Annotated in this window: 27 protein-coding genes; 13 read left to right on the plus strand and 14 right to left on the minus strand. The window is 72.4% G+C overall.

From position 1 onward, the window contains the following. The first annotated feature begins 73 nt into the window (after positions 1-73). Genes AB0C33_RS01105 through AB0C33_RS01115 form a run of 3 tightly spaced genes read left to right on the plus strand, consistent with a single transcriptional unit; the run spans position 74 to position 2,324 of the window. The gene (locus AB0C33_RS01105; RefSeq protein ID WP_358282406.1) at positions 74-892 is read left to right on the plus strand and encodes a MerR family transcriptional regulator; all 819 of its coding nucleotides are present in this window, start codon (positions 74-76) and stop codon (positions 890-892) included. Further along, complete coding sequence (locus AB0C33_RS01110) at positions 892-1,824, plus strand: RNA polymerase subunit sigma-70 (protein WP_358282408.1); 933 nt, start codon at positions 892-894, stop codon at positions 1,822-1,824. Before AB0C33_RS01105 ends, AB0C33_RS01110 begins: the two co-directional genes overlap by 1 nt. Positions 1,825-1,838: 14 nt before the next feature. Next, a complete protein-coding gene (locus AB0C33_RS01115; RefSeq protein ID WP_358282409.1) occupies positions 1,839-2,324 on the plus strand; it encodes a GyrI-like domain-containing protein in 486 nt (161 codons plus the stop codon). An 8-nt stretch (positions 2,325-2,332) separates the two neighbouring features. Here AB0C33_RS01115 and AB0C33_RS01120 read toward each other — a convergent pair whose 3' ends face one another. Beyond that, positions 2,333-3,838 carry an MFS transporter gene (locus tag AB0C33_RS01120; protein WP_358282411.1) on the minus strand — a complete coding sequence of 502 codons (1,506 nt, stop codon included), beginning with the start codon at positions 3,836-3,838 and terminating at the stop codon, positions 2,333-2,335. A 157-nt stretch (positions 3,839-3,995) separates the two neighbouring features. Here AB0C33_RS01120 and AB0C33_RS01125 point away from each other — a divergent pair, with 157 nt between their 5' ends. Next, positions 3,996-4,364 (plus strand): YciI family protein, encoded by a 369-nt coding sequence (locus AB0C33_RS01125; RefSeq protein WP_352324881.1) that lies wholly within the window; start codon positions 3,996-3,998, stop codon positions 4,362-4,364. A gap of 34 nt (positions 4,365-4,398) precedes the next feature. Here AB0C33_RS01125 and AB0C33_RS01130 read toward each other — a convergent pair whose 3' ends face one another. The 4 genes from AB0C33_RS01130 to AB0C33_RS01145 are packed head-to-tail and all read right to left on the minus strand — an operon-like array spanning position 4,399 to position 9,169. Further along, positions 4,399-6,033: a phospho-sugar mutase gene (locus tag AB0C33_RS01130; protein ID WP_358283898.1), complete on the minus strand. Its 1,635-nt coding sequence runs from the start codon at positions 6,031-6,033 to the stop codon at positions 4,399-4,401. A 47-nt stretch (positions 6,034-6,080) separates the two neighbouring features. Continuing rightward, positions 6,081-6,884, minus strand: coding sequence for a purine-nucleoside phosphorylase (locus AB0C33_RS01135; RefSeq protein WP_352361985.1), 804 nt, complete (start codon positions 6,882-6,884; stop codon positions 6,081-6,083). 3 nt (positions 6,885-6,887) lie between these two features. Next, entirely contained in the window at positions 6,888-8,192 is a 1,305-nt protein-coding gene (locus AB0C33_RS01140; RefSeq protein ID WP_358282414.1) for a M20/M25/M40 family metallo-hydrolase, read from the minus strand. Further along, positions 8,189-9,169 carry an Lrp/AsnC family transcriptional regulator gene (locus AB0C33_RS01145; protein ID WP_352361981.1) on the minus strand — a complete coding sequence of 327 codons (981 nt, stop codon included), beginning with the start codon at positions 9,167-9,169 and terminating at the stop codon, positions 8,189-8,191. Before AB0C33_RS01145 ends, AB0C33_RS01140 begins: the two co-directional genes overlap by 4 nt. Before the next feature lie 114 nt (positions 9,170-9,283). Between AB0C33_RS01145 and AB0C33_RS01150 the strand changes: the two genes are divergently transcribed. Beyond that, on the plus strand, positions 9,284-10,588 hold the full coding sequence (locus AB0C33_RS01150; RefSeq protein WP_358282416.1) for an MFS transporter: 1,305 nt from the start codon (positions 9,284-9,286) through the stop codon (positions 10,586-10,588). Here the strand turns inward: AB0C33_RS01150 and AB0C33_RS01155 are convergent. Then, positions 10,585-11,004, minus strand: coding sequence for a gamma-glutamylcyclotransferase (locus tag AB0C33_RS01155; RefSeq protein WP_358282418.1), 420 nt, complete (start codon positions 11,002-11,004; stop codon positions 10,585-10,587). The genes AB0C33_RS01150 and AB0C33_RS01155 overlap by 4 nt on opposite strands. A gap of 253 nt (positions 11,005-11,257) precedes the next feature. On the opposite strand from AB0C33_RS01155, the gene AB0C33_RS01160 reads away from it, so the two are divergent. Both AB0C33_RS01160 and AB0C33_RS01165 read left to right on the plus strand, forming a co-directional pair. Then, positions 11,258-12,652, plus strand: a complete 1,395-nt coding sequence (locus AB0C33_RS01160; protein ID WP_352325471.1) for an NAD(P)H-quinone dehydrogenase — start codon at positions 11,258-11,260, stop codon at positions 12,650-12,652. Between the two features lie 138 nt (positions 12,653-12,790). Continuing rightward, a complete protein-coding gene (locus AB0C33_RS01165) occupies positions 12,791-13,297 on the plus strand; it encodes a hypothetical protein (protein WP_358282420.1) in 507 nt (168 codons plus the stop codon). Positions 13,298-13,325: 28 nt separating this feature from the next. Here AB0C33_RS01165 and AB0C33_RS01170 read toward each other — a convergent pair whose 3' ends face one another. After that, positions 13,326-13,871: a TIGR03086 family metal-binding protein gene (locus tag AB0C33_RS01170; RefSeq protein ID WP_358282422.1), complete on the minus strand. Its 546-nt coding sequence runs from the start codon at positions 13,869-13,871 to the stop codon at positions 13,326-13,328. On the opposite strand from AB0C33_RS01170, the gene AB0C33_RS01175 reads away from it, so the two are divergent. Beyond that, complete coding sequence (locus AB0C33_RS01175; RefSeq protein ID WP_358282424.1) at positions 13,870-14,697, plus strand: helix-turn-helix domain-containing protein; 828 nt, start codon at positions 13,870-13,872, stop codon at positions 14,695-14,697. The genes AB0C33_RS01170 and AB0C33_RS01175 overlap by 2 nt on opposite strands. 4 nt (positions 14,698-14,701) lie before the next feature. Here the strand turns inward: AB0C33_RS01175 and AB0C33_RS01180 are convergent, their stop codons facing one another. Beyond that, a complete protein-coding gene (locus tag AB0C33_RS01180) occupies positions 14,702-15,088 on the minus strand; it encodes a DUF5713 family protein (protein WP_358282426.1) in 387 nt (128 codons plus the stop codon). 39 nt (positions 15,089-15,127) lie between these two features. Continuing rightward, a complete protein-coding gene (locus tag AB0C33_RS01185) occupies positions 15,128-15,574 on the minus strand; it encodes a hypothetical protein (RefSeq protein ID WP_358282427.1) in 447 nt (148 codons plus the stop codon). Between the two features lie 89 nt (positions 15,575-15,663). Here AB0C33_RS01185 and AB0C33_RS01190 point away from each other — a divergent pair, with 89 nt between their 5' ends. The 3 genes from AB0C33_RS01190 (at position 15,664) to AB0C33_RS01200 (ending at position 17,510) form a co-directional block, all read left to right on the plus strand. Continuing rightward, positions 15,664-16,476: an AraC family transcriptional regulator gene (locus AB0C33_RS01190; RefSeq protein ID WP_358282429.1), complete on the plus strand. Its 813-nt coding sequence runs from the start codon at positions 15,664-15,666 to the stop codon at positions 16,474-16,476. A gap of 80 nt (positions 16,477-16,556) precedes the next feature. Continuing rightward, positions 16,557-16,946, plus strand: a complete 390-nt coding sequence (locus AB0C33_RS01195) for a VOC family protein (RefSeq protein ID WP_358282431.1) — start codon at positions 16,557-16,559, stop codon at positions 16,944-16,946. Positions 16,947-17,006: 60 nt separating this feature from the next. Continuing rightward, positions 17,007-17,510, plus strand: coding sequence for a GNAT family N-acetyltransferase (locus tag AB0C33_RS01200; protein WP_358282433.1), 504 nt, complete (start codon positions 17,007-17,009; stop codon positions 17,508-17,510). Here AB0C33_RS01200 and AB0C33_RS01205 read toward each other — a convergent pair. Then, a complete protein-coding gene (locus AB0C33_RS01205; protein ID WP_358282435.1) occupies positions 17,444-17,821 on the minus strand; it encodes a hypothetical protein in 378 nt (125 codons plus the stop codon). The genes AB0C33_RS01200 and AB0C33_RS01205 overlap by 67 nt on opposite strands. 168 nt (positions 17,822-17,989) lie before the next feature. Between AB0C33_RS01205 and sigJ the strand changes: the two genes are divergently transcribed. Together sigJ and AB0C33_RS01215 are read left to right on the plus strand one after the other, a co-directional pair. Then, positions 17,990-18,883 (plus strand): RNA polymerase sigma factor SigJ, encoded by an 894-nt coding sequence (gene sigJ, locus AB0C33_RS01210; protein ID WP_358282437.1) that lies wholly within the window; start codon positions 17,990-17,992, stop codon positions 18,881-18,883. A gap of 66 nt (positions 18,884-18,949) precedes the next feature. Continuing rightward, on the plus strand, positions 18,950-19,450 hold the full coding sequence (locus AB0C33_RS01215; protein ID WP_358282439.1) for a carboxymuconolactone decarboxylase family protein: 501 nt from the start codon (positions 18,950-18,952) through the stop codon (positions 19,448-19,450). Between the two features lie 10 nt (positions 19,451-19,460). On the opposite strand, the gene AB0C33_RS01220 is transcribed toward AB0C33_RS01215, so the two are convergent. The 4 genes from AB0C33_RS01220 to AB0C33_RS01235 are packed head-to-tail and all read right to left on the minus strand — an operon-like array spanning position 19,461 to position 23,074. After that, a complete protein-coding gene (locus AB0C33_RS01220) occupies positions 19,461-20,222 on the minus strand; it encodes a PIG-L family deacetylase (protein ID WP_358282440.1) in 762 nt (253 codons plus the stop codon). Between the two features lie 8 nt (positions 20,223-20,230). After that, complete coding sequence (locus AB0C33_RS01225; RefSeq protein ID WP_358282442.1) at positions 20,231-21,367, minus strand: ROK family protein; 1,137 nt, start codon at positions 21,365-21,367, stop codon at positions 20,231-20,233. A gap of 2 nt (positions 21,368-21,369) precedes the next feature. Then, on the minus strand, positions 21,370-22,191 hold the full coding sequence (locus tag AB0C33_RS01230) for a carbohydrate ABC transporter permease (protein ID WP_358282444.1): 822 nt from the start codon (positions 22,189-22,191) through the stop codon (positions 21,370-21,372). Position 22,192: 1 nt separating this feature from the next. Then, the gene (locus AB0C33_RS01235) at positions 22,193-23,074 is read right to left on the minus strand and encodes a sugar ABC transporter permease (RefSeq protein WP_352325487.1); all 882 of its coding nucleotides are present in this window, start codon (positions 23,072-23,074) and stop codon (positions 22,193-22,195) included.

Raw genomic sequence — 23,074 nt, forward strand, 5'->3', positions numbered from 1 at the left:
AATTACCCCATGTCCCTAGAAATCGCCATAGGTTGACTCTGACACCGTGTGAGCCCCTACTTCTGGACCCGACATGTTCAGCATCGGAGATTTCGCTCGGCTGGGGCTCGTGTCCGTACGCATGCTCCGCCACTACGACGCCATCGGCCTGCTGCGCCCCGCGCACGTGGACCCGCTCACCGGTTACCGGTCCTACCAGGCCGCGCAACTGGCCAGACTCAACCGGATCGTCGCCATCAAGGACCTCGGCTTCACGCTGGAACAGGTCCGAACGATCCTGGACGAGAAGGTCAGCACCGAGGAGCTGCACGGCATGGTACGGCTGCGCCGAGCCCAGCTGGAGGCGCAGATCAACGCCGACCTGGCCAGGCTGCGCGGCGTCGAGGCGAGACTCCGCAGCATCGAGACGGAGGGGCACATGAGAACCGCGGAAGTCGTGCTGAAGAAGATCGACCCGGTCCGGGTCGCGCAGCTCAGCGCCAGGGCGGCCAGCTACGAGGGCGAAGACGTCGGCCCGGTGATCGGGCCGCTGTTCGCGGAGGTCTGCGCCCGTGTGGAGCGGGCGGACGTCCGGGTGGCCGGCCCCGGCCTGGCCTACTACCGCCAGGAGGACGACGGCTCGGTCATGGTCCACGCCTGCCTGCCGGTCAACGTGGACCCCGATCCCCGCCACGACTTCGAGATCAGGGACCTGCCCGCGATCGGCACGGCGGCCACGATCATCCACCACGGCCCGATGGAGGCCGTCGGACCGACCTTCCAGGCCCTGGCCCACTGGATCGAGGAGAACGGCTACCGCTCGCTCGCCCTGGCGAGAGAGGTGTCGCTGCACTGCCCGCAGGACCGCGCGGAATGGGTGCACGAGCTGCAGATCGAGGTGGCCGCGGCGTAGTGGAGGCGAGCGAGCTGGAACACCATCGGGTCGAGCTGACCGGCTACTGCTACCGGATGCTCGGCTCGGGCTTCGAGGCCGAGGACGCGGTGCAGGAGGCGTTCGTCAGGGCGTGGCGCACGTACGAGCCCGGGCGGGGGCCGTTGCGCCCGTGGTTGTTCCGGCTCGCCACGTCCGTCTGCCTGGACATGCTGCGCGGGCCGCAGCGGCGGGCGCGGGCGATGGACCTCGGGCCGCCGGCGCGTCCCGGCGACCCGCTCGGCGATCCGCTGCCGGGGGACGCCTGGGTGTGGCCGGTGCCCGACGGGCGCGTGTTGCCGGCCGACCCGGCGGAGCTGGCGGTGGCCAGGGAGAGCGTGCGGCTGGCGTTCGTGGCCGCGCTGCAACGGCTGCCGCCGCGGCAGCGGGCCGTGCTCATCCTGCGCGACGTGCTGAAGTGGCAGGCCGCCGAGGTGGCGGGGCTGCTGGGGGTGAGCGTCGCGTCCGTGAACAGCGCGTTGCAGCGGGCCCGCGCCCGGCTCCCCGCGGTCGCCCCTGAGGACGCCCCGGAGGACGCCGCGGTCGACGGCAGGCTGCTCGACCGCTACGTCTCCGCCTTCGAGCGGTACGACGTGGCCGCGCTGGTCTCGCTGCTGCACGAGGACGCGACGATGTCGATGCCGCCGTTCGCGTGGTGGCTGCGCGGCCGGGAGGCGATCAGGGCGGTCCTGCTGGCCGCCGGGGCGCCCTGCGAGGGCACCCGCCTGCTGCCGGTCGGGGCCAACGGCGCGCCCGCCTTCGCCCAGTACCGGGACGGGGAGGCGTTCGCCCTGGTAGTCCTGGAGGTCGGCGGCGGAGTCGTCACCGGCGTGACCACCTTTCTCGATCCCCGGCTCGTGCCGTTCTCCGGCCTGCCGATGAGTATCGGCCGGCCGCTCCGTACTGACAGGTGAAGGAGGACAGACACATGCCACAGATCGTCGAACTTCCCGAGCGTCCTTACCTCGGGATCACGAAGACCATCACGATGACCAGTTTCGGCCTCGTCGGGGACCGGATCGCGGAGATGATCGGCTGGCTCGCCGAGCGCGGGCACACGATGGCCGGAGCCCCGTTCTTCCGGTACCACAGCATCGACATGCCGCAGGACCGGCTGGTGGTGGAGGCGGGCGTGCCCGTCACCGAGCCCGTGGAGGGCGAGGGCGAGTTCCACGCGGGCACGCTGCCCGCGGGCCGTTTCGTCACCGAGTCCCACCACGGCCACCCCGACCAGCTCTCCGGCGTCATCGAGTCGGTGCTGACGTGGGCCGCCGAGCAGGGCCTGACCTGGGACATGACCGAGAAGGACGGCACCGAGCACTGGGGCTGCCGGCTGGAGCTCTACCAGACGGACCCGCGGATCGAGCCCGACCTGAACAACTGGGACATCGACCTGCAGTTCCGCCTGGCCTGAGCCGGCCGTCACGCCGCGTTCGCGCGGGGCAGCAGCGAGGTCAGCAGCGCGGCCAGCACGAACAGGGCCGCGCCCGCCAGGCCGATCGCCACGATCCCGTTGAAGAACGCGGCGTGACTGGCCGCCAGCAACTCGGCGGCCCGCGCCGGGGCGAGCGTTCCGGCCACGGCCGCCGCGCCCGCCAGGGTCTCCCTGGCCGCGTCGGGCACGTGCGCGGGCAGGGCGTGGTGGTAGACGGCCGCGGCGACCGTGCCGAGCAGGGCCAGGCCGAGCGTCCCGCCCAGGAAGTTGCCCGACTCGGCCAGCGAGGCCGCCGACCCGGCCTTCTCGGGCGGCACCGAACCGACCACGATCCCCGTGCCCAGGGCGAACAGCGGGCCGGTGCCCAGCGCCAGCACGGTGATGGCGGTGATCACCACCGGCAGCCCGGCCTCGGCCTGCGTGAGCAGCGCCGCCCCGGCGGCCGACAGCGTCAGGCCGCCCATGACGGCGGCGCGGGGGGCGACGCGGCGGGTCAGGGCAGGGGTCAGCGTGGTGCCCAGCGCGACGCCGAGCCCCATGGGCGCGAACCACAGCGCCGACTGCGCCGGGGTGTACCCCAGCACCGACTGCAGGTACTGGGTGACCAGGAGCCCGGTGCCCGCCATGGCGATGCCCGCCAGCACGAGCGCGGTCAGGATCAGGGTGAGCGGACGCTGGGCGAACAGGCGCAGGTTGAGCAGGGGAGCGTCGAGCGTGAGCTGCCGCCGTACGAACGCCGCCCCGAACGCGAGACCGACCGCGATCGCGGCGAGCGGCGCGCCGGGCCCGGCCGACGCCGACGAGGCGGCCAGCTCCTTGACACCCCAGACCACCGGCAGGATCGCCAGCATCGACAGCGCGACGCTGGCCAGGTCCATGCGCCCGCCGTCCGGGTCGCGGAACTCCGGCAGCAGCAGCACGCCGCCCACGAGCAGCACCGCGATCACGGGGACGGCCATCAGGAACACCGACCCCCACCAGAAGTGCTCCAGCAGCAGCCCGCCGACCACCGGCCCGAGCGCGGCCCCGGCGAACTGGCAGGTGGCCCAGACGGCGATGGCCGTGCCGCGCTGCCGGGCGTCGCGGAACATGTTCGTGATGAGCGCGAGCGTGGAGGGCATGAGCGTGGCGCCGGCGACGCCCAGCACCGTACGGGCGGCGATCAGCATGGCGGGGCTGGCCGCGTACGCCGCCACGAGGGAGGCGACGCCGAAGGCCGCCGCGCCGGTCAGCAGGAGCCGGCGGCGGCCGATGCGGTCGCCGAGGCCGCCCATCGTGATCACCAGCCCGGCGACCATGAACCCGTAGATGTCGATGATCCACAACTGCTGGACGGCGCTCGCCCCCAGCTCCACGCTCAGCCGGGGCAGCGCCAGGAACAGCGCGTTGATGTCGACCGCGACGAGCAGGGTGGGCAGGGCGAGCACCGCCAGCCCGGCCCATTCGCGCCGCCCGGCCCTCGGTTCGGCGGCGGTCTCGGTGAGATGCGGCATGTCGGGAGCCTCCTGGTGTCGTCCGTTTCACCAGGAGGTCGGAGCCCGGCTCGCGCGCTCGACGTGCTTTCCGGAAAAGTTTCGCGGGGCATGTCGAGAGGGACGCGCCGGCTCCGACCACGGCACGACGGAACTCGCCCGACCACGAGGAGAGACGATGAAGTTTCTGTTGATCATGCAGGTGAACCAGCAGGTCATGGACACCCTGAGCGAGGAGCAGCGCGAGCTGATCATGAGCGGCCACGGAGCGTTCATGAAGACGATCCAGGAGTCCGGCGAGATGATCGGCACGCAGGCGCTCGGCGACCCGTCCACCAGCGCCGTCGTCCGCACCCGCAACGGCCTGCCGGCCGTGACCGACGGCCCCTTCCTGGAGGCCAAGGAGTACATGGGCGGCTACTACATCGTCGACTGCGAGAGCCGCGAGCGGGCGATCGAGCTGGCCGGGATGATCCCCGACAGCCAGATCGAGGGCCTGGCGATCGAGGTCCGGCCGATCATGTTCTCGGCGGGCGCCGACATGTGACCGGGCGGTGGGCCCGCGGCGCGGGCCCACCGGTCTACAGGCCCAGGCAGGCGGTCAGGTCGGCCTTGAGGCCGTCGAGGTCGCGGGCGGCCGACGCGCGCGCCTGCGCCACCTCGCCGGTCACCGGCACCACGACCTCCAGGTAGCACTTCAGCTTGGGCTCGGTGCCCGACGGGCGGACCACGACGCGCCCGCCGTCCGACAGGTGGAAGCGCAGGCCCTCGGTCGGGGGCAGGCCACCGTCGCCGCGGCTCAGGTCGTCCACGGCCTCGACCGTGTGGTCGCCCAGCGTGGCGGGCGGGGCGGCGCGCAGGCGGTCCATCGCGCCGGAGATCAGCGACAGGTCGGCGACCCGGAAGCTGAGCTGGGACGTCGCGTGCAGGCCGTACCGGACGGCCTGGTCGTCGAGCAGGTCGAGCAGCGTGCGGCCGGCGCGCTTGGCGGCGGCGGCGACGGCGGCCACGGTCAGGGCCGCGCCGATGCCGTCCTTGTCGTGGACCGGCAGGCCGGCGTCGGAGCCGACGCAGTAGCCGATGGCCTCCTCGTAGCCGAAGACCAGGCCCTCGCCCGCCTTGACGATCCACTTGAACCCGGTCAGCGTCTCGCCGTAGCGCACGCCGTGGGCCTGCGCGATCTTGCTCAGCAGGGTCGAGGAGACGATCGTGGTGGCCACCAGCCGGTCGCCGGTGGTGTGCGTGATCACGTGCTCGGCCAGCAGGCCGCCGACCTCGTCGCCGGTCAGCATGCGGCACGTGCCGTCGGACAGCGGCACGCCGACCGCGCACCGGTCGGCGTCGGGGTCGTTGGCCAGCACCAGGTCGGAGCCGAGCTTGGCGGCCAGCGCGACCGCCAGGTCCATCGCGCCGGGCTCCTCCGGGTTGGGGAAGGCCACCGTCGGGAAGTCGGGATCGGGGTTGCGCTGCTCCTCCACGGCCATCGGCGTCTCGAAGCCCGCCGCGAGGAAGGCCCCCGTCAGCGTCCCCGAGCCCACCCCGTGCAGCGGCGTGTACGCCACCCGCAGCTCGCGCGCCTGGCCCAGCGGCAGGGCGGTCACCGCGTCGATGTAGTCGTCGACGATGTCCTCGCCCAGCTCGGTGAGCGTGCCCGGACCGTCGAGGGGGAGCTGGTCGACCCGGCCCACCGCGTCGATGGCGGCCGAGATCTCCCGGTCGACCGGCGGCACGATCTGCGAGCCGTCACCCCAGTAGACCTTGTAGCCGTTGTCCCTGGGCGGGTTGTGGCTGGCGGTGACCGTCACGCCCGCGTCGGCCCCCAGATGGCGGACGGCGAAGGCCAGCACCGGCGTGGGCAGCGGGCGCGGCAGCAACGAGACGTGCAGCCCCGCGCCGGTCAGGACGGCGGCGGTGTCCCTGGCGAACACGTCGGACTTGTGCCGGGCGTCGTAGCCGATCACGACGTGCTTGCCGGCGCCGAGCACGCCGGCCAGACCGGCGGCGGCGCGCATGACGGTGACCCGGTTCATCCGGTTGGGGCCCGCGCCCAGCTCGCCGCGCAGGCCGGCGGTGCCGAACTCCAGCTTGGCCTGGAACCGCTCGCGAAGGGCGGGCAGGTCGTCGTCCTCCAGGAGATCGGACAGCTCGGCCCGGGTGTCGGGGTCGGGGTCCTGGGCCAGCCACTGGCGGGCGCGGCGCAGCAGGTCGGCGTCCACGGGCGGGAGCGGGACGTCCCCCTCGGCCTCCGGCGGGATGCCGGCGGTCACAGGCGGTCCACCACCTTGGCCAGCAGCACGCCCATGCGGGCGGCCGTGGCGCGGCCCACCTCCAGGACCTCCTCGTGGTTGAGCGGCTCGCCGGACAGGCCCGCCCCCGGGTTGGTGACCAGGGAGACGCCGAGCACCTCCAGGTTCGCCTCGCGGGCGGCGATGGCCTCCAGCACGGTGGACATGCCCACCAGGTCGCCGCCGAGCGTGCGCAACATCCGGATCTCCGCCGGCGTCTCGTACGTCGGGCCGCGGAAGGCCACGTAGACGCCGTCGGCCAGGGTCGGGTCGATCTCGCGGACCAGGGCGCGCAGGCGGCGCGAGTAGACCTCGGTGAGGTCGATGAAGGTGGTGCCGGTGATCGGGTTGGCGCCGGTCAGGTTGATGTGGTCGCTGATCAGCACCGGGTCGCCGACGTTCTGGGTCTCCGGCCGCAGGCCGCCCGCCGCGTTGGTCAGCACGACCGTGCGCACCCCCGCCGCGGCCGCCGTGCGCACGCCGTGGACGACCGCGTCGACGCCGAGGCCCTCGTACAGGTGCGTGCGGCCGAGGAAGACCAGCGCGTGCCGCCCGGACGGCGTGCGCACGACGCGGATCTTGCCGCCGTGCCCGGCCACGGCGGGGGCGCGGAAGCCGGGCAGATCGGTGAACGGGATCTCGGCCACGGTCTGCCCGATCGCGTCGGCGGCGGGGACCCACCCCGACCCCATGACGAGGGCCACGTCGAAGGTGTCGAGGCCGGCCGCGCCGGTCAGGGCGGCGGCGGCCTCCGCGGCCAGGGTGTATGCGTCGTTGCTCACATCTCAGTAGTTTAGGAGCAGCCTGTCCAGAACCCGCACCCCGAACTGCAGCGCGTCCACCGGCACCCGCTCGTCCACGCCGTGGAACATCGAGGCGAAGTCCATGTCGCCGGGCAGCCGCAGCGGCACGAACCCGAAGCCGCGCACGCCCAGGTCGGCGAAGAAGGTCTTGTTGTCGGTGCCGCCCGACATGCAGTACGGCACCGCCCGCGCGGTCGGGTCCTCGGCCTTCAGCGCCGCGATCATCGACTCGACCAGCGCGCCGTCGAACGTCGTCTCCAGCGCGATGTCGTGGTGCACGAACTCGCGGCGCACGTTCGGCCCGATGAGCGAGTCGACGGTCTTGAAGAACTCCTCCTCGAAGCCGGGCAGGAAACGCCCGTCCACGACGGCGGTGGCCTGGCCGGGGATGACGTTCGACTTGTAGCCGGCGTCGAGCTGGGTCGGGTTGGTGGTGTGGCGCAGCGTCGCGCCGACGAACCGCACCAGCGGGCCGAGCTTGTCCAGCAGCGGGGCCGGGTCGTCCTCGTCGAACGGCAGGCCGAAGGCGTCGGCGACCTCGGTGAGGAACTGGCGCACGGTCGGCGTGTAGGTGAGCGGCCACTCGTGCCCGCCGAGCCGGGCCACGGCCTTGGCGACCTCGGTGACCGCGTTGTCGGAGTTGAGCATCGAGCCGTGCCCGGCGGTGCCGTCGGCGACCAGCTTCATCCAGGCCAGGCCCTTCTGGGCGGTCTCGATCAGGTACAGCCGCAGCGACGGGTCGACCTCCAGCGAGTAGCCGCCGACCTCGCTGATGGACTCGGTCACGCCCTCGAACAGCTCGCGGTTGTTGGCCGTGAGGTACTTGGCGCCGTACACGCCGCCGGCCTCCTCGTCGGCGACCCAGGCGAAGACGATGTCGCGGCGCGGACGGCGTCCCTCGCGCTTCATCTGGCGCAGCACGGCCAGCATCATCGCGTCCATGTCCTTCATGTCCACGGCGCCGCGGCCCCAGATGTAGCCGTCCTTGACCTCGCCGGCGAACGGGTCGACCGACCAGTCGGCGGCGTTGGCGGGCACCACGTCGAGGTGGCCGTGGACGAGCAGCGCGGGCAGCGACGGGTCGGTGCCCTCGACGCGGGTGACCACGTTGCCGCGGCCCGGCTCGCTCTCGACGTACGTCGCCTCGATGCCGACCTCGTCCAGCCTGGCCATGACGACCTCGGCCGCGGCCCGCTCGCCGGGGCCGCTGCCGTCCCCGTAGTTGCTGCTGTCGACGCGGATCAGCTCCACGCACAGGTCGGCGACTTCGTTCTCGGCAGGTGTCATGGCGTCTTCTCCAGGGTGAGCAGTCCGGACTTGTGGAGGTGACCGCGCTTGTACGCGCGGGTGATGAGGGTCAGATCGCTGTCGGTGATCTCGTCGAGCCGGCCGAGCACGTCGGTCATGAAACGATAGAGGTCCGCCTCGTGGGCCACCGCCACCTGCACGATGAGGGAGTGGGTGCCCGAGGTGGCGGCGCAGTAACGCACGTTGGGGTGCTCGGCCAGGCGCCGGCCGGTCTCGCCCAGCCCGTACGGCCGCACCTTCAGCCAGAGCATGGCCTCGACCTCCAGCCCGAGCAGCGCGGGCTCGACCTCGGCGCGGGGCAGCAGTAACCGGCGGTCGATGAGCGAGCCGACCCGCCGGCGCGCGGTCGGCACGGACAGGTCGAGCCGTTCGGCGATCGTGGTGAAGGCGGCCCGGCCGTCGGCCGCCAGCAGCTCGGCGATCTCCTTCTCCAGCGGCGACAGGCCGTCCTCGTCGGGCAGGTCGGGGGGCGGCGGCGCGGGGCGCAGTTCGGCCACCTCCCGCTCGGTGAGGAAGGGCGCGTGCCACTCGGCCACGGTGGTGAACGTGTGCAGCACGACCTGGGTCTGCGTCTGGAGCACGCCGTCGATCTCGCTGATGTCGTGGGCCAGGATGGTGTGCAGGTCCTGCCGGGACGGCGGCACCAGCTCGCAGGCCAGGTCGGCGGCCCCGGTCAGCGCGTAGACCGACCGCGTGTCGCGCCGGTCGGTGAGCGATCTTGCCACCTGGGCCGCCGTGCCGGGCCGCACCTGGACGTGCAGGTGCGCGGGGCGGCCGTGGCCGGTGCGCAGGTCGTCGTAGATCGCGGTGACGCGGACGACGCCGTCGGCGATGAGCCGCTGGAGCCGGCGGGCGACCGTGCGTTCGTGCTCGCCGACCGCCCTGCCGATCTCGCCCCACGAGGCCCGCGGGCTCACCTGCAGCGCGGCCACGAGCCGCCGGTCGAGAACGTCCACCTGCAACCGCTTCCGTGTCGGGTTTGTAAATAATTGCCCAGACATTTGACTGTTTCGGTCTTCCGAATGCACAGTAAGCCATCACTCCACGTGTCAGCAAAAGGAGCACATGCCGTGTCGACCTCCCCCGTCGTGCAATCGCCGCTCGGCATACCGAAGAGCAGGGTCCGTCAGCTCATGGCGGCCAGCATCGGCAACGTGGTCGAGTGGTACGACTGGTACGCCTACACGTTCCTGGCCACGGTCTTCTCGGCGCAGATCTTCCCCGACAGCTCCGGCAACAGCCTGGTGCCGCTGCTGAGCTCGTTCGCGGTGTTCGCGGTGGGCTTCTTCATGCGGCCCCTGGGCGGCCTGCTGGTGGGCGCGTTCGCCGACCGGTACGGCCGCAAGTCCGCGATGACCTTCACCATCATCCTGATGGGCGGCGGCTCGCTGCTGCTCGGCCTGACCCCCACCTACGAGGCCGTGGGCCTGCTGTCGCCGGTCATCCTGACGCTGGCCCGGCTGATCCAGGGCCTGTCCGTGGGCGGTGAGTTCGCCGCCGCCACCACGTTCCTCGTCGAGTCGGCCCCGCCGCGCCGCCGTGGCCTGTTCTCCTCCTTCCAGTACGTCAGCACCACCATCGGCCAGCTCATCGCCTCCGGCCTGGCCGCGGTGCTCACCTCGACGCTGGTCAAGGAGGACATGAGCTCCTACGGCTGGCGCATCCCGTTCCTGGTGGGCGCGCTGCTCAGCCTGGTCGGCCTGTGGATCCGCAAGGGCGCCGACGAGACCTCGGCCGTCGCGGAGGAGATCCAGCGGGGCGAGGTCAAGCGGCCGGGCATGTTCGAGTTCCTCAAGCACCACCCCAGGTCCGCGCTCACCATCGTCGGCATCACGATCGCGGGCACCGTCGCCTACTACACCTGGACCAGCTTCCTGCCCACCTACGCGCAGATCACGGTCTCGTTCGACAAGGCCGAGTCGCTCCAGGTCGGCACGATCTCGCTGGTGTTCTTCATGCTGCTGCAGCCGCTGCTCGGCCTGCTGTCGGACAAGATCGGGCGCAAGCCCATGCTGATCGCCTTCGGGCTCGGCTTCCTGATCCTGCCGGTGCCGCTGCTGGGCCTGCTCACCGACTCCTTCGCCAGCCTGCTCGTCGTGCAGATGATCGGCATGGTGTTCCTGGGCTGCTTCACCTCGGTCTCGGCCGCGGTGAACTCGGAGCTGTTCCCGACCCGGGTGCGGGCGGCGGGGGCCGGGTTCCCGTACTCGCTGACCGTGGCGATCTTCGGCGGCACCGCGCCGCTGATCGGCACCGCGCTGCAGAAGGCCGGCAACCCCGGGATGTTCCCGTGGTACATGTCCGCCCTGGCGCTGATCTCCACGCTCGTGTACGTCTTCGTGCTGCGCGAGACCAAGGACGAGCCGCTCCGCTAGGGCGCCGAGGTGCAGGGGCGCTCCCGAAGCTCCTTGACGTAGTCGTCGGGGGCGCCCGCGCGCTCGGCCGCGTCGGCCAGGTTGCACAGGTAGCGGGCCGAGGGCAGGCCGCCCTCGTAGCCGTCGAGCACGTAGAACCAGGCGACGACCTCGCCGTCGAGGGTCTGCACCCGCAGCCGCACCTTGTGGTAGGCCCCGCGGACCGCGCCCTCCCACTGGTCGAGCGAGGTCTCCTCCCACTCCGGCACGTCGTAGAGCACGACGAAGACGTGCGCGTCGGGGTCCTCCACGATGGTGGCGAGCGAGCTCTCCCACTTGCTGTCGGTACGCCCGAAGGTCAGCCGCCACCCCGTCAGCCAGCCCACCCCCCAGATCGGGGAGTGCGGGGCGCGCATGGCCATCTGCTCGGGGTCCATGTTCATCCCGTAGGAGCCGTAAAGCCGTAGATCATTCGGCTTCCCTGATTGATCCGAAAGCCACGCCACGATCCACCCCTCTCGCCGGGTGCCGCTCGTCATCCAGCTACCGCGCCATCCTGCCACGCTGACCCGGCGTGTCGGTCCATCAAGCCGGGCACGGAAGGCCCATGTGTCCCCCATGTCCGCCGGAGCGTGATCCCGTCATGGGCCGGTTGCGGCTTCCGGGGGCACGTGCGGGAGAATGGGACACGTGACGAGGATCGTGATCATTGGTGGCGGGCCGGGCGGCTACGAAGCGGCGCTGGTGGCCGCCCAACTAGGCGCACAGGTCACGATGGTCGAGCAGGACGGGCCGGGCGGGGCCTGCGTGCTCACCGACTGCGTGCCGTCCAAGACGCTGATCGCCACCTCCGTCCGTAAGCAGGCCCTGCTCGACGCGCCCTCGCTCGGCGTGTCGTTCTCGGGCGGCCCCGACGGCGACGCCGGTGTGGTCGGGGTCGACCTGCCGCTGGTCAACAAGCGGGTCAAGGAGCTGGCCCAGGCCCAGTCGGCCGACATCGCGACCCGGGTCGAGGCCGAGGGCGTCGAGATCATCAAGGCGCGGGGGCGGCTGGTCGATCCGCAGGTCGTGCGCGCGGGCGACCGTACGATCAGGGCCGACGTGGTGCTCGTGGCCACCGGCGCGACGCCGCGCGTGCTGCCGGGGGCCGAGCCCGACGGCGAGCGCATCCTCACCTGGCGGCAGCTCTACGACCTGGAGGAGCTGCCCGAGCACCTGATCGTGGTCGGCTCCGGCGTGACCGGCGCGGAGTTCGCCGGCGCCTACCGCTCGCTCGGCGCTGAGGTCACGCTGGTCTCCAGCCGTGACCGGATGATGCCCAACGAGGACGCCGACGGCGCCGAGGTCCTGGAGGAGGTCTACCGGCGGCGCGGCATGAACGTCATGGGCCGCTCGCGCGCCTCCTCCGTCAAGCGCACGGCCGACGGCGTGGTGGTGACCCTGGAGGACGGCCGCACGGCCGAGGGCTCCCACGCGCTGATGACGGTCGGCATGGTCCCCAACACCGGCGGCATCGGCCTGGAGGAGGCCGGCGTGCAGCTCGACCGCAACGGCTTCGTCAAGGTCGACAAGGTCTCGCGCACGTCCGCGCCCGGCGTCTACGCGGCCGGCGACTGCACCGGCGTGCTGATGCTGGCCTCGGTCGCCGCCATGCAGGGCCGCATCGCCGTGTGGCACGCGCTGGGCGAGGCCGTCCAGCCGCTGCGGCTGGCCACGGTGGCCTCCAACATCTTCACCGACCCCGAGATCGCGGCCGTCGGCGTGGCGCAGCGCTCGATCGAGGCGGGCGAGATCGACGCGAACGTGGTCAAGCTGCCGCTGGCCACCAACGCGCGGGCCAAGATGCAGGGCTTCAACGACGGCTTCGTCAAGCTGTTCTGCCGCCCCCACACCGGCATCGTGCTCGGCGGCGTGGTCGTGGCACCGCGCGCCTCGGAGCTGATCCTGGCGGTGTCGCTGGCCGTGCAGCAGCGGCTGACGGTCGACCAGGTCGCCCACTCGTTCGCGGTCTACCCGTCGCTGTCGGGCTCGATCACCGAGGCGGCCCGCCGTCTCATGCAGCCCGAGGCCGCCATCGGCATCTAGCCGTCCCTCCTCAACGCGCGAAGCCGTGCGGGTCGTCCTGACCCGCACGGCTTCTTGCTGTCCGCGCTTGCTTCCAGAGTCATTGGATAGTACTGTTATCCAATGTCGGATAACGATACTATCCAATGAGGTGTTCCGGTGACGGTGATCGTTCTTTTGGTGGCCACGCTGGGCTTCCGGCTGCTGGGCGCGCTCGGCGTGCGGCGGTTCGGCACGTGGCAGGTGTCGGTGGCGCACGGGCTGGCCGTCATGGTGGTCATGACGGGAAGCGCGCACTTCGTCCCTGAAGGGGTGACCTTCATGCCGAACCACGGCGACCTGGTGCGCATGGTGCCGCCCTTCGTGCCGTTCCCGGCCGCCGTGGTCTACCTGACCGGCGTGCTGGAGCTGGCCGGGGCGATCGGGCTGGTGCTGCCCGCCACCCGCCGGGCGGCCGGGATCTGCCTGGCCCTGCTGTTCGTCGGCCTGCTCCCGGCGAACGTCTACGCGGCGGTCTCCGACGTGCCGTTCGCGGGCGGGGAGGCCACGCCGCTGTGGGAGCGCGTCCCGGAGCAGGTGCTGTACATCGCCGCGGCGCTCTTCGCCGCCTGGCGGCGGGCCGTGGCCGTCCGGGAGGGCGTGCGGCCCGTGCCCGCCGCCCGCTGACCCGTCGTCTCCTATGCGGGTGGGCCGGTCAGGGCTTCCAGGCCGGGTCGCGGCCGATCAGGCCGAGCAGCCGGTCGAACGCCGGGGCGTCGTCCGGCACCGCCACCGGCGGCCCGAACGCCCCCCTCTGCCGGCCCATCTCCACCGACTGCTCCGTGAACCCCAGTGCGCGGGCGACGGCCTCGGCGTCCGGCTCGTACGCCTGGTCGGTGGCCCTGGCCAGGTCCCAGCCGTGCACGACCATGTCCACCAGCCACAGGTGGGCCACCATGGTCATCGGCAGGCCGCCCAGCGCGGCGCACGTGCCCTCCCACGCCTGCGGCCGCGACCAGGCGGCCAGCATGCGCTCGGCCCGCTCGGGGAAGTCGCCCGCGTACGGGCCCTGCTCGGTGCGCTCCCCGCCGTGCGCCAGCGACGCGAACATCTCCGCCACCCACTCCAGGTGGTTGACCAGCGCCTTGACGTCGAACTCCGCGCACGGCGTCGGGGACCCGAACTGCTCGGGCCGCACGGCGGCCACCAGGCCGGCGGTCCGGTGGGTGGCCCGGGTCATCAGCGGCATCATGTCTTCCATGGCAGACATGATGTCCCGCCTGCCTCGGGCGCGGCTTGTAGAAACGCGACAGCGCGGCTGGGTCAACCCCTACGCGGGGCTGGCCGCCTTCGACTTCGCGCGCCAGGCGCCGTCGCCGGAGCTGGCGGCGTACGTCGACCACTTCTGGGCCGTCACCTGGACCGACCTCGCCGAGCCGTACGAGCAGCGCATCCTGTCGCACCCGACGGTGAACATGACGATCGTCCAGGACTTCCACCGGATCGCGGGGGTGATCGACGGCGGCTTCTCGTACACGATGCGGGGCACCGGCCGCGCGCTCGGCACCCGCTTCCGCCCCGGCGGTTTCCGGACGTTCCTCGGCGGCCCGGTGTCCGAGCTCACCGGCCGGTTCGTGGAGATCGGCGAGATGTTCCCGGCCACCGGCCCGGCGCTGGTCGAAGGCGTGCTGGCCGAGCCGGACCCGGGGGCCGCCATCGCGCTGGTGGAGGCGTTCCTGCTGGCGCTCGGGCCGGCGCCGGACCCGCCGGCCGAGGAGGCCGCGGCCCTGGTGGGGCTGGCCGAGGACGACGTGACCGTGACCAGGGTCGACGAGCTGGCCGCGCGGGCGGGCCGGTCGGTGCGCTCGCTGCAACGGCTCTTCCGGGACTATGTCGGCATCGGCCCCAAATGGGTGATCCGCCGCTTCCGGCTGCACGAGGCCGCCGAACGCGTGCGGCAGGGCCTCGACCTCGCCACGCTCGCCGCCGAGCTGGGCTACACCGACCAGGCCCACCTGACCCGCGACTTCACCGCCGCCGTCGGCATGCCGCCCGCCGCCTACGCCCGGCTCAACGCCCACGCCTGACGCGTCACCATTCGCGGGTGGCGATCAGCTCCTCGACGTCGGCTTCCGGGAAGCCGTAGGTGGTGGCCACGAACCAGAACTCCTCGGCGATCGCCTCCCGCGCGACGGTCTCGATCTCGCTGCCGGCCTCGTGGAACTCCTCGTCGAGCGCGTTGAACTCCTCCGTGGCGGCATGCGTGAGCGCGTAGAGGGCGGCCAGGTCGCCGGGCCGCTCGGTCTCGACGCGTTCGCACAGCCGCAGCAGGACGGCCCTGCCCTTGTCGACGACGTGGTCGGGGTAGTAGCCGTCGGCGTAGAGGGCCTTGAGGAAGGCGTGGCCGATCACCTGCGGATGCGTGGGGGACAACCCGATCTCCATTTCCGTGCGGACGCGGTCGGACGGCTCGATCATGCCCGCCGCCACCGACAGAATCCGCCGGACGCGCCCAGGTCAGCGCATCAGCTCGTACGCCGCGTACGCCGTGATCCCGTACGCGAGGTGCGGGACGACGTCGGAGACCCACGCGCCCGCCGGCCACTCGCTCGGATGCGTGACGTCGAGCAACGTCAGGGGCACGTTCGAGCCGGACATGGCCAGAGCGGTGAGCGCCAGCACCCCGACCGGCCACGACCTGCGCCGCCCCGACAGGAACCCGTAGGCGATGGCCGAGGCGACGCCGGTCGCGTACCCCATGAGCGAGCCCAGCGCCTCCGTGCGGTTGGCGGCCCGGTCGCCCTCGCCGAGGTCGGTGTGCGTCAGGCCGGACAACTTCGCCACGGCCTGCCGCGGCGTGCTGCTGGCGGCCCGCGCCCGGACGAGCATGTCCAGGTAGGAGACGGTGTTGAGCGCCGTGGTGCCCGCCGCTCCCGCGATCAGTCCCTTGACGAGTGTGTGCATGCCCTGGCCGCTACCCCGACCGGCCCGCCCGTCACCCGCGCGGGGGACCTGGGAACCGGCGCGCGGCCGGCGCGCCGTACCGTGGCAGGGTGAGCGCCGATGGAATGTCCGCCGCGCTGTCGCCGTACGTGACGACGCTGGCCGCCTACGACCTCGGGCCCGGTTCGGGCGGGGTTCATCGCGGGCTGCCGTCGTCCACGCTGTCGGTCACGATCCCCGAGGACGGCCCGGTCGACATCGCCTGGCTCGGGCGGCCGGGGCCGGGCCGGCGGCTGCGCGCCGCGGTGGCCGGGCTGCACCTCGACGCGGCCGAGCTGCGGCAGCGGGCGGGCACGCGCGGGGTGTGGCTGACGCTCACCCCGCCGGGCGCCGCCGCCCTGCTCGGGGTCCCCGCCTCGGCGCTGGCCGGGGAGGTGGCCGACCTCGCCGACGTCGTCCCGGCGCTGGCCGACCTGCCGGAGCGGCTGGCGGGCTGCCGGTCCTGGGCCCAGCGCCGCGCCCTGGTCGAACACCGTCTGCTCGCGGGGCTGGCCCGCCACGGCGACCGCGCCGCCCGTCGCGCCTCGCGGGCCACGCTCGCGGCCCTGTCCGGGACCGCCCGGGTCGAGGAGGCCGCCCGGCTGCTCGGGTGCTCGCGGCGGCACCTGAGCGGGGCGGTGCGCGGCGAGTTCGGGGTGACGCCGAAGGAGTACCAGCGGCTCGTCCGCTTCGAGGCCGCGCGGCGCCGGCTGGTGGCCGCCGCGCGCTCCGGACGGCCGGCGCTCGCGGAGGTGGCCGCCGCCTCGGGCTTCGCCGACCAGGCGCACCTGACCAGGGAGTGGCGCGCGATGGCCGGTTGCACGCCCACGGAATGGCTGCGCGCCGAAGGCCCGCCCGCCCCGCCTCCTCCCGTTCCACATTGACACGCGGGCCTCCGGCGCCCGCCGTGGTCCGTGCCCGTTTGTTCAAGACCCCGGCCGCCGCGCGCCGCCACGATGGCCGCATGGACCTGCACTTCGTTCCTCGCCTCATCGTGCCCGACCCCGACCGGGCGTCCGCCTTCTACCGGGACTCCCTGGGCAGTGAGGAGGTGTTCCGCGCCGCGCCGGGCGACGACGGGCGGCCCAGCGTCATCGAGCACCGCCTCGGCGGCGCGGCGTTCCGGGTCTCGCCCGCCGTCGCCGACTGGGGCTGGCTCTCGCCGGACGACCTGGGCGGCTCGCCGGTGCTCCTGGAGATCGTCGTCGCCGACCCGGACGCCGTCGGCGAGCGCATGACCGTCCAGGGGGCGCGGACGCTCGTGCCGATCGAGAACCGGCCCTACGGCCTGCGCTCCGGCCGCCTCCGCGACCCGTACGGCCACCTGTGGATCCTCACCGGCGACCTGCGCTGAGGCGCCGGGCGGCGCGGTGGCCCTTTTTTCCCGCGGGTCCGGCCTGTCATGCTGCTCGGCATGGAGGACATGGCTCAGGCGCACGTCCGCATCCGGCCCTACCGCGAGGAGGACCGTCCGGGGGTGCTGGCGCTGGCGCCCCGGCTGGCGGAGGGGGTCGCGGCCTGGCGGGACCCCGGCGCGGCCGTACGGGCGGCGGAGCGGTGGCTCGCCGGCTCCGTCGCCGCGGCGGGGGAACGACGGGGAGCGGTCTTCGTCGCCGTGCGCGGCTCCCGGGTGGTCGGCGTCGTCTCGGTGGACCGGCAGCGGCACTTCACCGGCGACGAGGACGCCTACGTCGGCGAGCTGGCCGTCGCCCCGGACGCCGTCCGCACGGGCCTGGGCCGCCGGCTCATGGCGGCGGCCGAGGACTGGGCCCGTGACCAGGGGCTGCGCCACCTCACCCTGGAGACGGGCGCCGCCAACACCACCGCCCGCCGGTTCTACGCCGCTCTCGGCTACACGGAGGAGAGCGTGCGGCTGGCCCGGTCGCTGGACCGCGCCGTCCAGACCCGGCTGAGCTGAAGCACGCTGCCGGCGAACAGCAGCGCGCCCAGCGGCACGTGCAGGGCCGTCACGTGCGCGATGCCCAGCGCGACCTGGGCGCTGACCAGCACCAGGAACCCGGCCGCGTGCATGATCGGCTTCGGCGAGCCGCCGCCCGGCCGCCACGCCAGGATCGCGGCCACCAGGTGCAGCACCGCCACGACGAACACCGTGTACGCGGCGGCGCTGTGCAGCGGCTGCCCGTTGGGCACCGACAACAGCAGCCCGGCGGTGACCGGCGCGGCGAACAGGGCCAGGGTCTGCAGGATGATCGCGACACGTAGCAACATGGGGTACTCCTCGACCGCCGGGTGACGGCGGTCCGCTTCTGGGGCTTGCCTTCGAAAGTCCGACGACGTGGCCGCCGGAAATGTGAGGTGGCGCGGTGACCTCACATCCGGGAGCGCCGTCTCGTCGGACACACTAGGGCAAATGCGACTAAGGGAGTCGTCCACATCATGACCACCGCACCCGACCCCGGTCTGGACGCGATCATCAGCGAGCGCCGGCAGCTCATCAACCTGGCCTACCGCCTCCTCGGCTCGCTGGCCGACGCCGAGGACGTCGTCCAGGAGACCTACACCCGCTGGTACGCCATGTCACCCGGGCAGCAGGAGGCCATCGAGTCGCCGGGCGCCTGGCTGACCAGGGTCGCCGGCCGCATCTGCCTGGACGTGCTCGGCTCGGCCCGCGCCCGCCGCGAGCGTTACGTGGGCGAATGGATCCCCGAGCCGCTGCCCGACCGCACGGAATGGGCCGGCGACGACCCCGCCGACCGGGTCACCCTGGACGAGTCGGTCAACATGGCCTTCCTCGTCGTGCTGGAGTCGATGACGCCGGCCGAGCGGGTCGCGTTCGTCCTGCACGACGTCTTCCGCTACCCCTTCGCCGAGGTGGCGGCGATCGTCGGCCGCACCCCGGCCGCCTGCCGCAAGCTGGCCTCCTCCGCCCGGCACCGCATCGACGCCGCGCGGACCTCGGTGACGCCGGCGGCCCGGCAGGCCGGCATCGTCCGCGAGTTCAAGCAGGCGTGGGAGGCCAAGGACATCGACGCCCTCATCGCCCTGCTCGACCCCGGCGTGGTCGGCGTCGCCGACGGCGGCGGCGTGGTCAACGCCGTGCTGCGGCCGATCGAGGGCGCCGGACGGGTGGCCCGCTACGCCGTCGAGATCGCCACCAGGGCGCCGGCCATGACGCTGCTGGAGCGCACCGTCAACGGTCGCCCCGGCCTGGTGGCCCAGCGCGACGGCGTCACCGTGATGGTCGTGGCGTTCGACGTGGCGGAGGGCCGGATCAAGCGGCTGTGGGCGGTGCGCAACCCCGACAAGCTGCACCCCTGGACGGCGGCCTGACCCTCACATTCCCGGACGCTGCGTCGTCGGACCGCCGAGACAGGATTCGCAGAAGAAGGGAAGCCGATGTCCACGACGACCGAGCAGGGGAACCTCCAGTCGCGTCTGCCCGATCCCTCCAGGTTCTTCCCCGAGTTGGGGGAGATCGCGGTGGCCATGACCAAGGCCACCCGCAACGGCGCGATCCCGGGGAGCACCGTCGGCCTGGTGCAGCTGCGCGCCGGGCAGATCGTCGGCAGCACGTACCACACGGTCCGGCAGGCCGACCTGCTGCGCCGGGCGGGGGAGCCGGACGAGCGCCTGGCCGCCGTGGCGTCGTGGCGGGACGCCCCCTACTTCTCGGGCGCCGAACGGGTGGCGCTGGAGCTGGTGGAGGCCGTCCTCACCGCGAACCCGGCCGGGGAACGCGTCCCAGACGAGCTGTACGCCAGGGCAGCGGCCCACTACGACGACAAGGCCCTGTGGACGCTCGTCCTGGCGATCAGCCAGATCTGCTTCTTCATCCCCGTCGCCGTCATTGCCAAGCCGATCCCCGGCAGGCCCCCCGGCAAGAACTACACCGGCTGACGCCGGGCGGCTACGCGACCGGGACGGCGGTCCCGGCGAGCAGGCGGCCGACCTCTTCCCGGTCGGCCTTCCTGCCGTAGTCGGCGAACTGGAAGGTCTCCTCCTTCAGGAACTCCGCCCAGTGTTCGAGCACGAACGCCCGTCCGGCGGCCACGTCACCGGGCGGGGGAGCCTGGTCCAGGAAGCCTCGCTGCCACGGCGCGAACTCCAGGAACTGGGAGGCGTGGGCCAGGCACGCGTCCAGCTTGGCCGTCAGCACCGAGGACACGTCCACCACCACGTCGGGCCGGTGGACGGGGGCGGAGGCGTAGTCCGTCATGAGCAGGCACACCGGCATGCGCTGGAGGGCCGGCTTGCCCACCTCCAGGTTGCGTGTCATCGCGAACTCGACCGCGTGCGCGGCCAGTTGCCCGGCGGCCCGGTTGTCGGGGTGGCCGCCGCCGTCGGCGTGCAGGGCGATCACCAGGTCGGGCCGCCAGGCGCGGATCTGCGCCAGCACCCGCAACCGCAGCTCGACGGTGGGTTCCAGCATGCCGTCGTGCACGTCGAAGATCTCGTAGTCCACCACGCCCAGCGCGTCGGCCGCGCGCCACGCCTCCTCGGCGCGGCGGCGCGTCAGCGGGCCGCGCTCCAGCTCGTGGTGCCCGGCGTCGCCGTTGGTGAGGGTCAAAAACTTCACCGCGTGGCCGGCCTGTGCCAGCAGCGCGGCCGTGCCGCCCGCGTAGATCTCGGGCTCGTCGGGATGAGCGGCGATCACGAGGGTTCTCAACATGTGCGTCCTTAGGGGTTGGATTCACCGGTACGACCGGCCGTACCGGCTTGGAAGACCCGCTCGCGGGTCAGGTCCAGGGCGTAGCTGAGAGCGCCGCCGAGCACGGCGTTGCCGCACACGGCGCTGAGGGCGACGGTCACCGGCACCAGCGGCGTCGAGGCCAGACGGTCGGCGACCCGCGCCCTGAGCGGCTCGCCTCCCGCGACGCACAGCGGCCCGGCCAGCACGACCAGGCCCGGGTCCAGCACCCCGATCGCGGCCGTCACGCCGAGCGCCACCCGCGCGGCGGCGTCGTCCAGGAAGCCCTGGGGAGCCTCGGCCAGCGTGCGGCTCACGGCGGTGAGCGTGGGGTCGCCGGGCAGGCCGTGCGCCTGCGCCAGCGCGGCCAGCGGCTCGGCGCCGAGCAGCGCGCCGAGCGGCCCGCCGTCCTGCCCGTAGCGGCGGCCGGTGGTCACCGGGTCGGGGACGATGACCGAGCCGACCTCGCCGCCGCGTCCGGTGACGCCCCGCCAGAGCGCGCCGTCGAGCACGACCCCCGCGCCGACCCCGCCGCCCACCCAGAACAGCACGAAACTGCTGTCGTCGTGCTCCTGGAGCTCGCGGATGGCGACCAGGTTGACGTCGTTCTCCAGGCGCACGTTGCCCGGCAGGTCGTCCAGGCCGGACCAGCCCGCCAGCTGCACGGCCTGCCGCAGCCGCCGCCCGTCGGCCTCCACCACGCCCGGCACGCCCACCACGACCTGATCGAGCTCGTCCAGCTCGAAGCCGGCCGCGCGGACCGTCTCGGCCAGCAGCCGCCGGGCGTCGCCGGTCGCCTCGGTGCGATGGGTGCCGAGCACCCGGCCGGTCAGGTCGGCGACCGACACCTCGATCGAGCTCGTGGTGAGATCGACCCCCGCGACGCGCGCGGCCGAGCCGTCGAGCTGCCACATCTGCGCGGCCGGCCCGGCGTTGCCCGGCTTGAGGCCGGCCTTCCTGGCCAGCCCGCTGTTCTCCAGCCTGCGCAGCACCTCGGCCGCCGACGCCTTGGACAGGCCCGTGTGCAGTTCCAGCTCGGCGCGGGTGAGGCCGCCGTGCTCAAGGAGCAGGGTGAGCGCGGCGCGCTCGTTGAGCGTGCGGAAGACGGTGGGGTTTCCTGAAGACATTCCTACTTCAGCGCTCCTGAGGTCAGCCCGGACTGGATATGTCGCTGGAAGACGATATAGATCAGCACGACGGGAAGCACCGTCATGCTGAGCGCGGCGAACAGTCCGGGCCAGTCGGCCTCGTACCCGGCGATGGTGGAGATGTCGGCCACGCCCTGGGTGATGACCCACAGGCTCTTGTCGCCGGGCAGCAGGACCAGCGGGATGAGGTACTGGTTCCACTGGCCGAGCACGTTGAAGATGGTCAGGCTGACCAGCGCCGGGCGGGCCATGGGCAGCATGACCTGGAAGAACGTGCGGGTGTGCGAGGCCCCGTCGATCATCGCCGCCTCGGCCACCGCGTCCGGCAGCGCCCTGAAGAAGGACGTCAGGAAGAACACCGTGAACGGCAGCGAGTAGGCGACGTAGACCAGGACCAGGCCGACGTGGCTGTTGAGCAGCCCGAGCCCGTCCACCACGAAGAACAGCGGCACGAGCGCCAGGAAGACCGGGAAGGCCATGCCGGAGACGAACAGGAAGTAGACCAGCCGGTTGCCCGGGAAGCGGTAGCGGGCCAGCACGTACGCTGCCATCGAGCTGAGCAGCATCGTCCCGGCCACGCCGAAGAAGACCACGATGACCGTGTTGAGCAGGTAGCGACCGATGTTGGCCCGCTCCCAGGCTCGCGCCCAGTTGTCCCAGCGCAGCTCGCCGGGCAGTTGCAGGGCGTCGCCGAAGATCTCGGCGTTGCTCTTGAACGAGGCCAGCAGGGTCCACAGCAGCGGGGCGATGATGAGCAACGCCCAGAGGCCCAGAACAGCCTGGATGCTGATTTTTCGGAACATTTCAGTAGACGACCTTCTGGCGGCGGGTCACGCGCAACGTCAGCGCGGCGAAGGTGAGGGTCAGGAAGAACAGCGCCACGCCCATGGCCGAGGCGTAGCCGAACCGGGAGTAGGAGAAGGCGTTCTTGTAGATCTCCGTGGCCAGCACGGTGGTCGCGCCGTCCGGCCCGCCCTGCTCCACCGACAGGACGTTGACCAGCGCGAACCCGTCGAACGCGGCGATCCCCAGATAGACCCAGGCCACCTGGACGGTGTCCCACACCAGGGGCAGCGTGATGGAGAAGAACGTGCGCAGCCGCCCGGCGCCGTCGAGGGCGGCCGCCTCGAACACGTCCTTCGGAATGGCCGCCATCCCGGCCGAGAACAGCACGACGTAGAAGCCGACCGCCTGCCACACCATCACCGCGATGATCGACCACAGCGCCAGGTTCTGGTCGGTCAGCCAGCCGACCGGCTCGACGCCCAGCTTCGCCAGCGCGCCGTTCAGCACGCCGCTCGCGTCCGGCCGGTAGACGGCCTTGAACAGCACCCCGACCACCGCGACCGCCAGCACCTGCGGCAGGAAGAAGATCACCCGGTAGAAGCGGGCCCCCGGCGTGCCCGCCGAGTCGCCGAGCAGGTACGCGAAGACCAGCGCGAGCGCGATGGTCGCCAACGGCAGCGTGACCAGCAGGACCGCGTGGTTGCGGACCGCCTGCCAGAACGTGTCGTTGCCGAGCATCCGCCGGAAGTTGTCCAGGCCGACGAAGTTCAGGTTCGCCGACACCCCGCGCCAGTCGGTCAGCGCGATCTGGAACGCCTGGACGTACGGGCTGATCACGAAGACCGCGTAGAGGACCACGGGCAGGGCGAGGAAGCCCGCGACGAAGCCGTGCCGCCTCAT

The organism is Nonomuraea sp. NPDC048881 (assembly GCF_040649795.1).
Lineage (GTDB): Bacteria > Actinomycetota > Actinomycetes > Streptosporangiales > Streptosporangiaceae > Nonomuraea.

What these genes read in the sequence shown, in the direction of transcription:
- AB0C33_RS01105 (WP_358282406.1), top strand. Translation starts at nt 74, where the DNA reads ATGTTCAGCATCGGAGATTTCGCTCGGCTGGGGCTCGTGTCCGTACGC.
- AB0C33_RS01115 (WP_358282409.1), top strand. Translation starts at nt 1,839, where the DNA reads ATGCCACAGATCGTCGAACTTCCCGAGCGTCCTTACCTCGGGATCACG.
- AB0C33_RS01120 (WP_358282411.1), bottom strand. Translation starts at nt 3,838, where the DNA reads ATGCCGCATCTCACCGAGACCGCCGCCGAACCGAGGGCCGGGCGGCGC.
- AB0C33_RS01125 (WP_352324881.1), top strand. Translation starts at nt 3,996, where the DNA reads ATGAAGTTTCTGTTGATCATGCAGGTGAACCAGCAGGTCATGGACACC.
- AB0C33_RS01140 (WP_358282414.1), bottom strand. Translation starts at nt 8,192, where the DNA reads ATGACACCTGCCGAGAACGAAGTCGCCGACCTGTGCGTGGAGCTGATC.
- AB0C33_RS01155 (WP_358282418.1), bottom strand. Translation starts at nt 11,004, where the DNA reads ATGGACCCCGAGCAGATGGCCATGCGCGCCCCGCACTCCCCGATCTGG.
- AB0C33_RS01175 (WP_358282424.1), top strand. Translation starts at nt 13,870, where the DNA reads ATGGCAGACATGATGTCCCGCCTGCCTCGGGCGCGGCTTGTAGAAACG.
- AB0C33_RS01170 (WP_358282422.1), bottom strand. Translation starts at nt 13,871, where the DNA reads ATGGAAGACATGATGCCGCTGATGACCCGGGCCACCCACCGGACCGCC.
- AB0C33_RS01180 (WP_358282426.1), bottom strand. Translation starts at nt 15,088, where the DNA reads ATGATCGAGCCGTCCGACCGCGTCCGCACGGAAATGGAGATCGGGTTG.
- AB0C33_RS01185 (WP_358282427.1), bottom strand. Translation starts at nt 15,574, where the DNA reads ATGCACACACTCGTCAAGGGACTGATCGCGGGAGCGGCGGGCACCACG.
- AB0C33_RS01195 (WP_358282431.1), top strand. Translation starts at nt 16,557, where the DNA reads ATGGACCTGCACTTCGTTCCTCGCCTCATCGTGCCCGACCCCGACCGG.
- AB0C33_RS01200 (WP_358282433.1), top strand. Translation starts at nt 17,007, where the DNA reads ATGGAGGACATGGCTCAGGCGCACGTCCGCATCCGGCCCTACCGCGAG.
- AB0C33_RS01205 (WP_358282435.1), bottom strand. Translation starts at nt 17,821, where the DNA reads ATGTTGCTACGTGTCGCGATCATCCTGCAGACCCTGGCCCTGTTCGCC.
- sigJ (WP_358282437.1), top strand. Translation starts at nt 17,990, where the DNA reads ATGACCACCGCACCCGACCCCGGTCTGGACGCGATCATCAGCGAGCGC.
- AB0C33_RS01215 (WP_358282439.1), top strand. Translation starts at nt 18,950, where the DNA reads ATGTCCACGACGACCGAGCAGGGGAACCTCCAGTCGCGTCTGCCCGAT.
- AB0C33_RS01220 (WP_358282440.1), bottom strand. Translation starts at nt 20,222, where the DNA reads ATGTTGAGAACCCTCGTGATCGCCGCTCATCCCGACGAGCCCGAGATC.
- AB0C33_RS01225 (WP_358282442.1), bottom strand. Translation starts at nt 21,367, where the DNA reads ATGTCTTCAGGAAACCCCACCGTCTTCCGCACGCTCAACGAGCGCGCC.
- AB0C33_RS01230 (WP_358282444.1), bottom strand. Translation starts at nt 22,191, where the DNA reads ATGTTCCGAAAAATCAGCATCCAGGCTGTTCTGGGCCTCTGGGCGTTG.
- AB0C33_RS01235 (WP_352325487.1), bottom strand. Translation starts at nt 23,074, where the DNA reads ATGAGGCGGCACGGCTTCGTCGCGGGCTTCCTCGCCCTGCCCGTGGTC.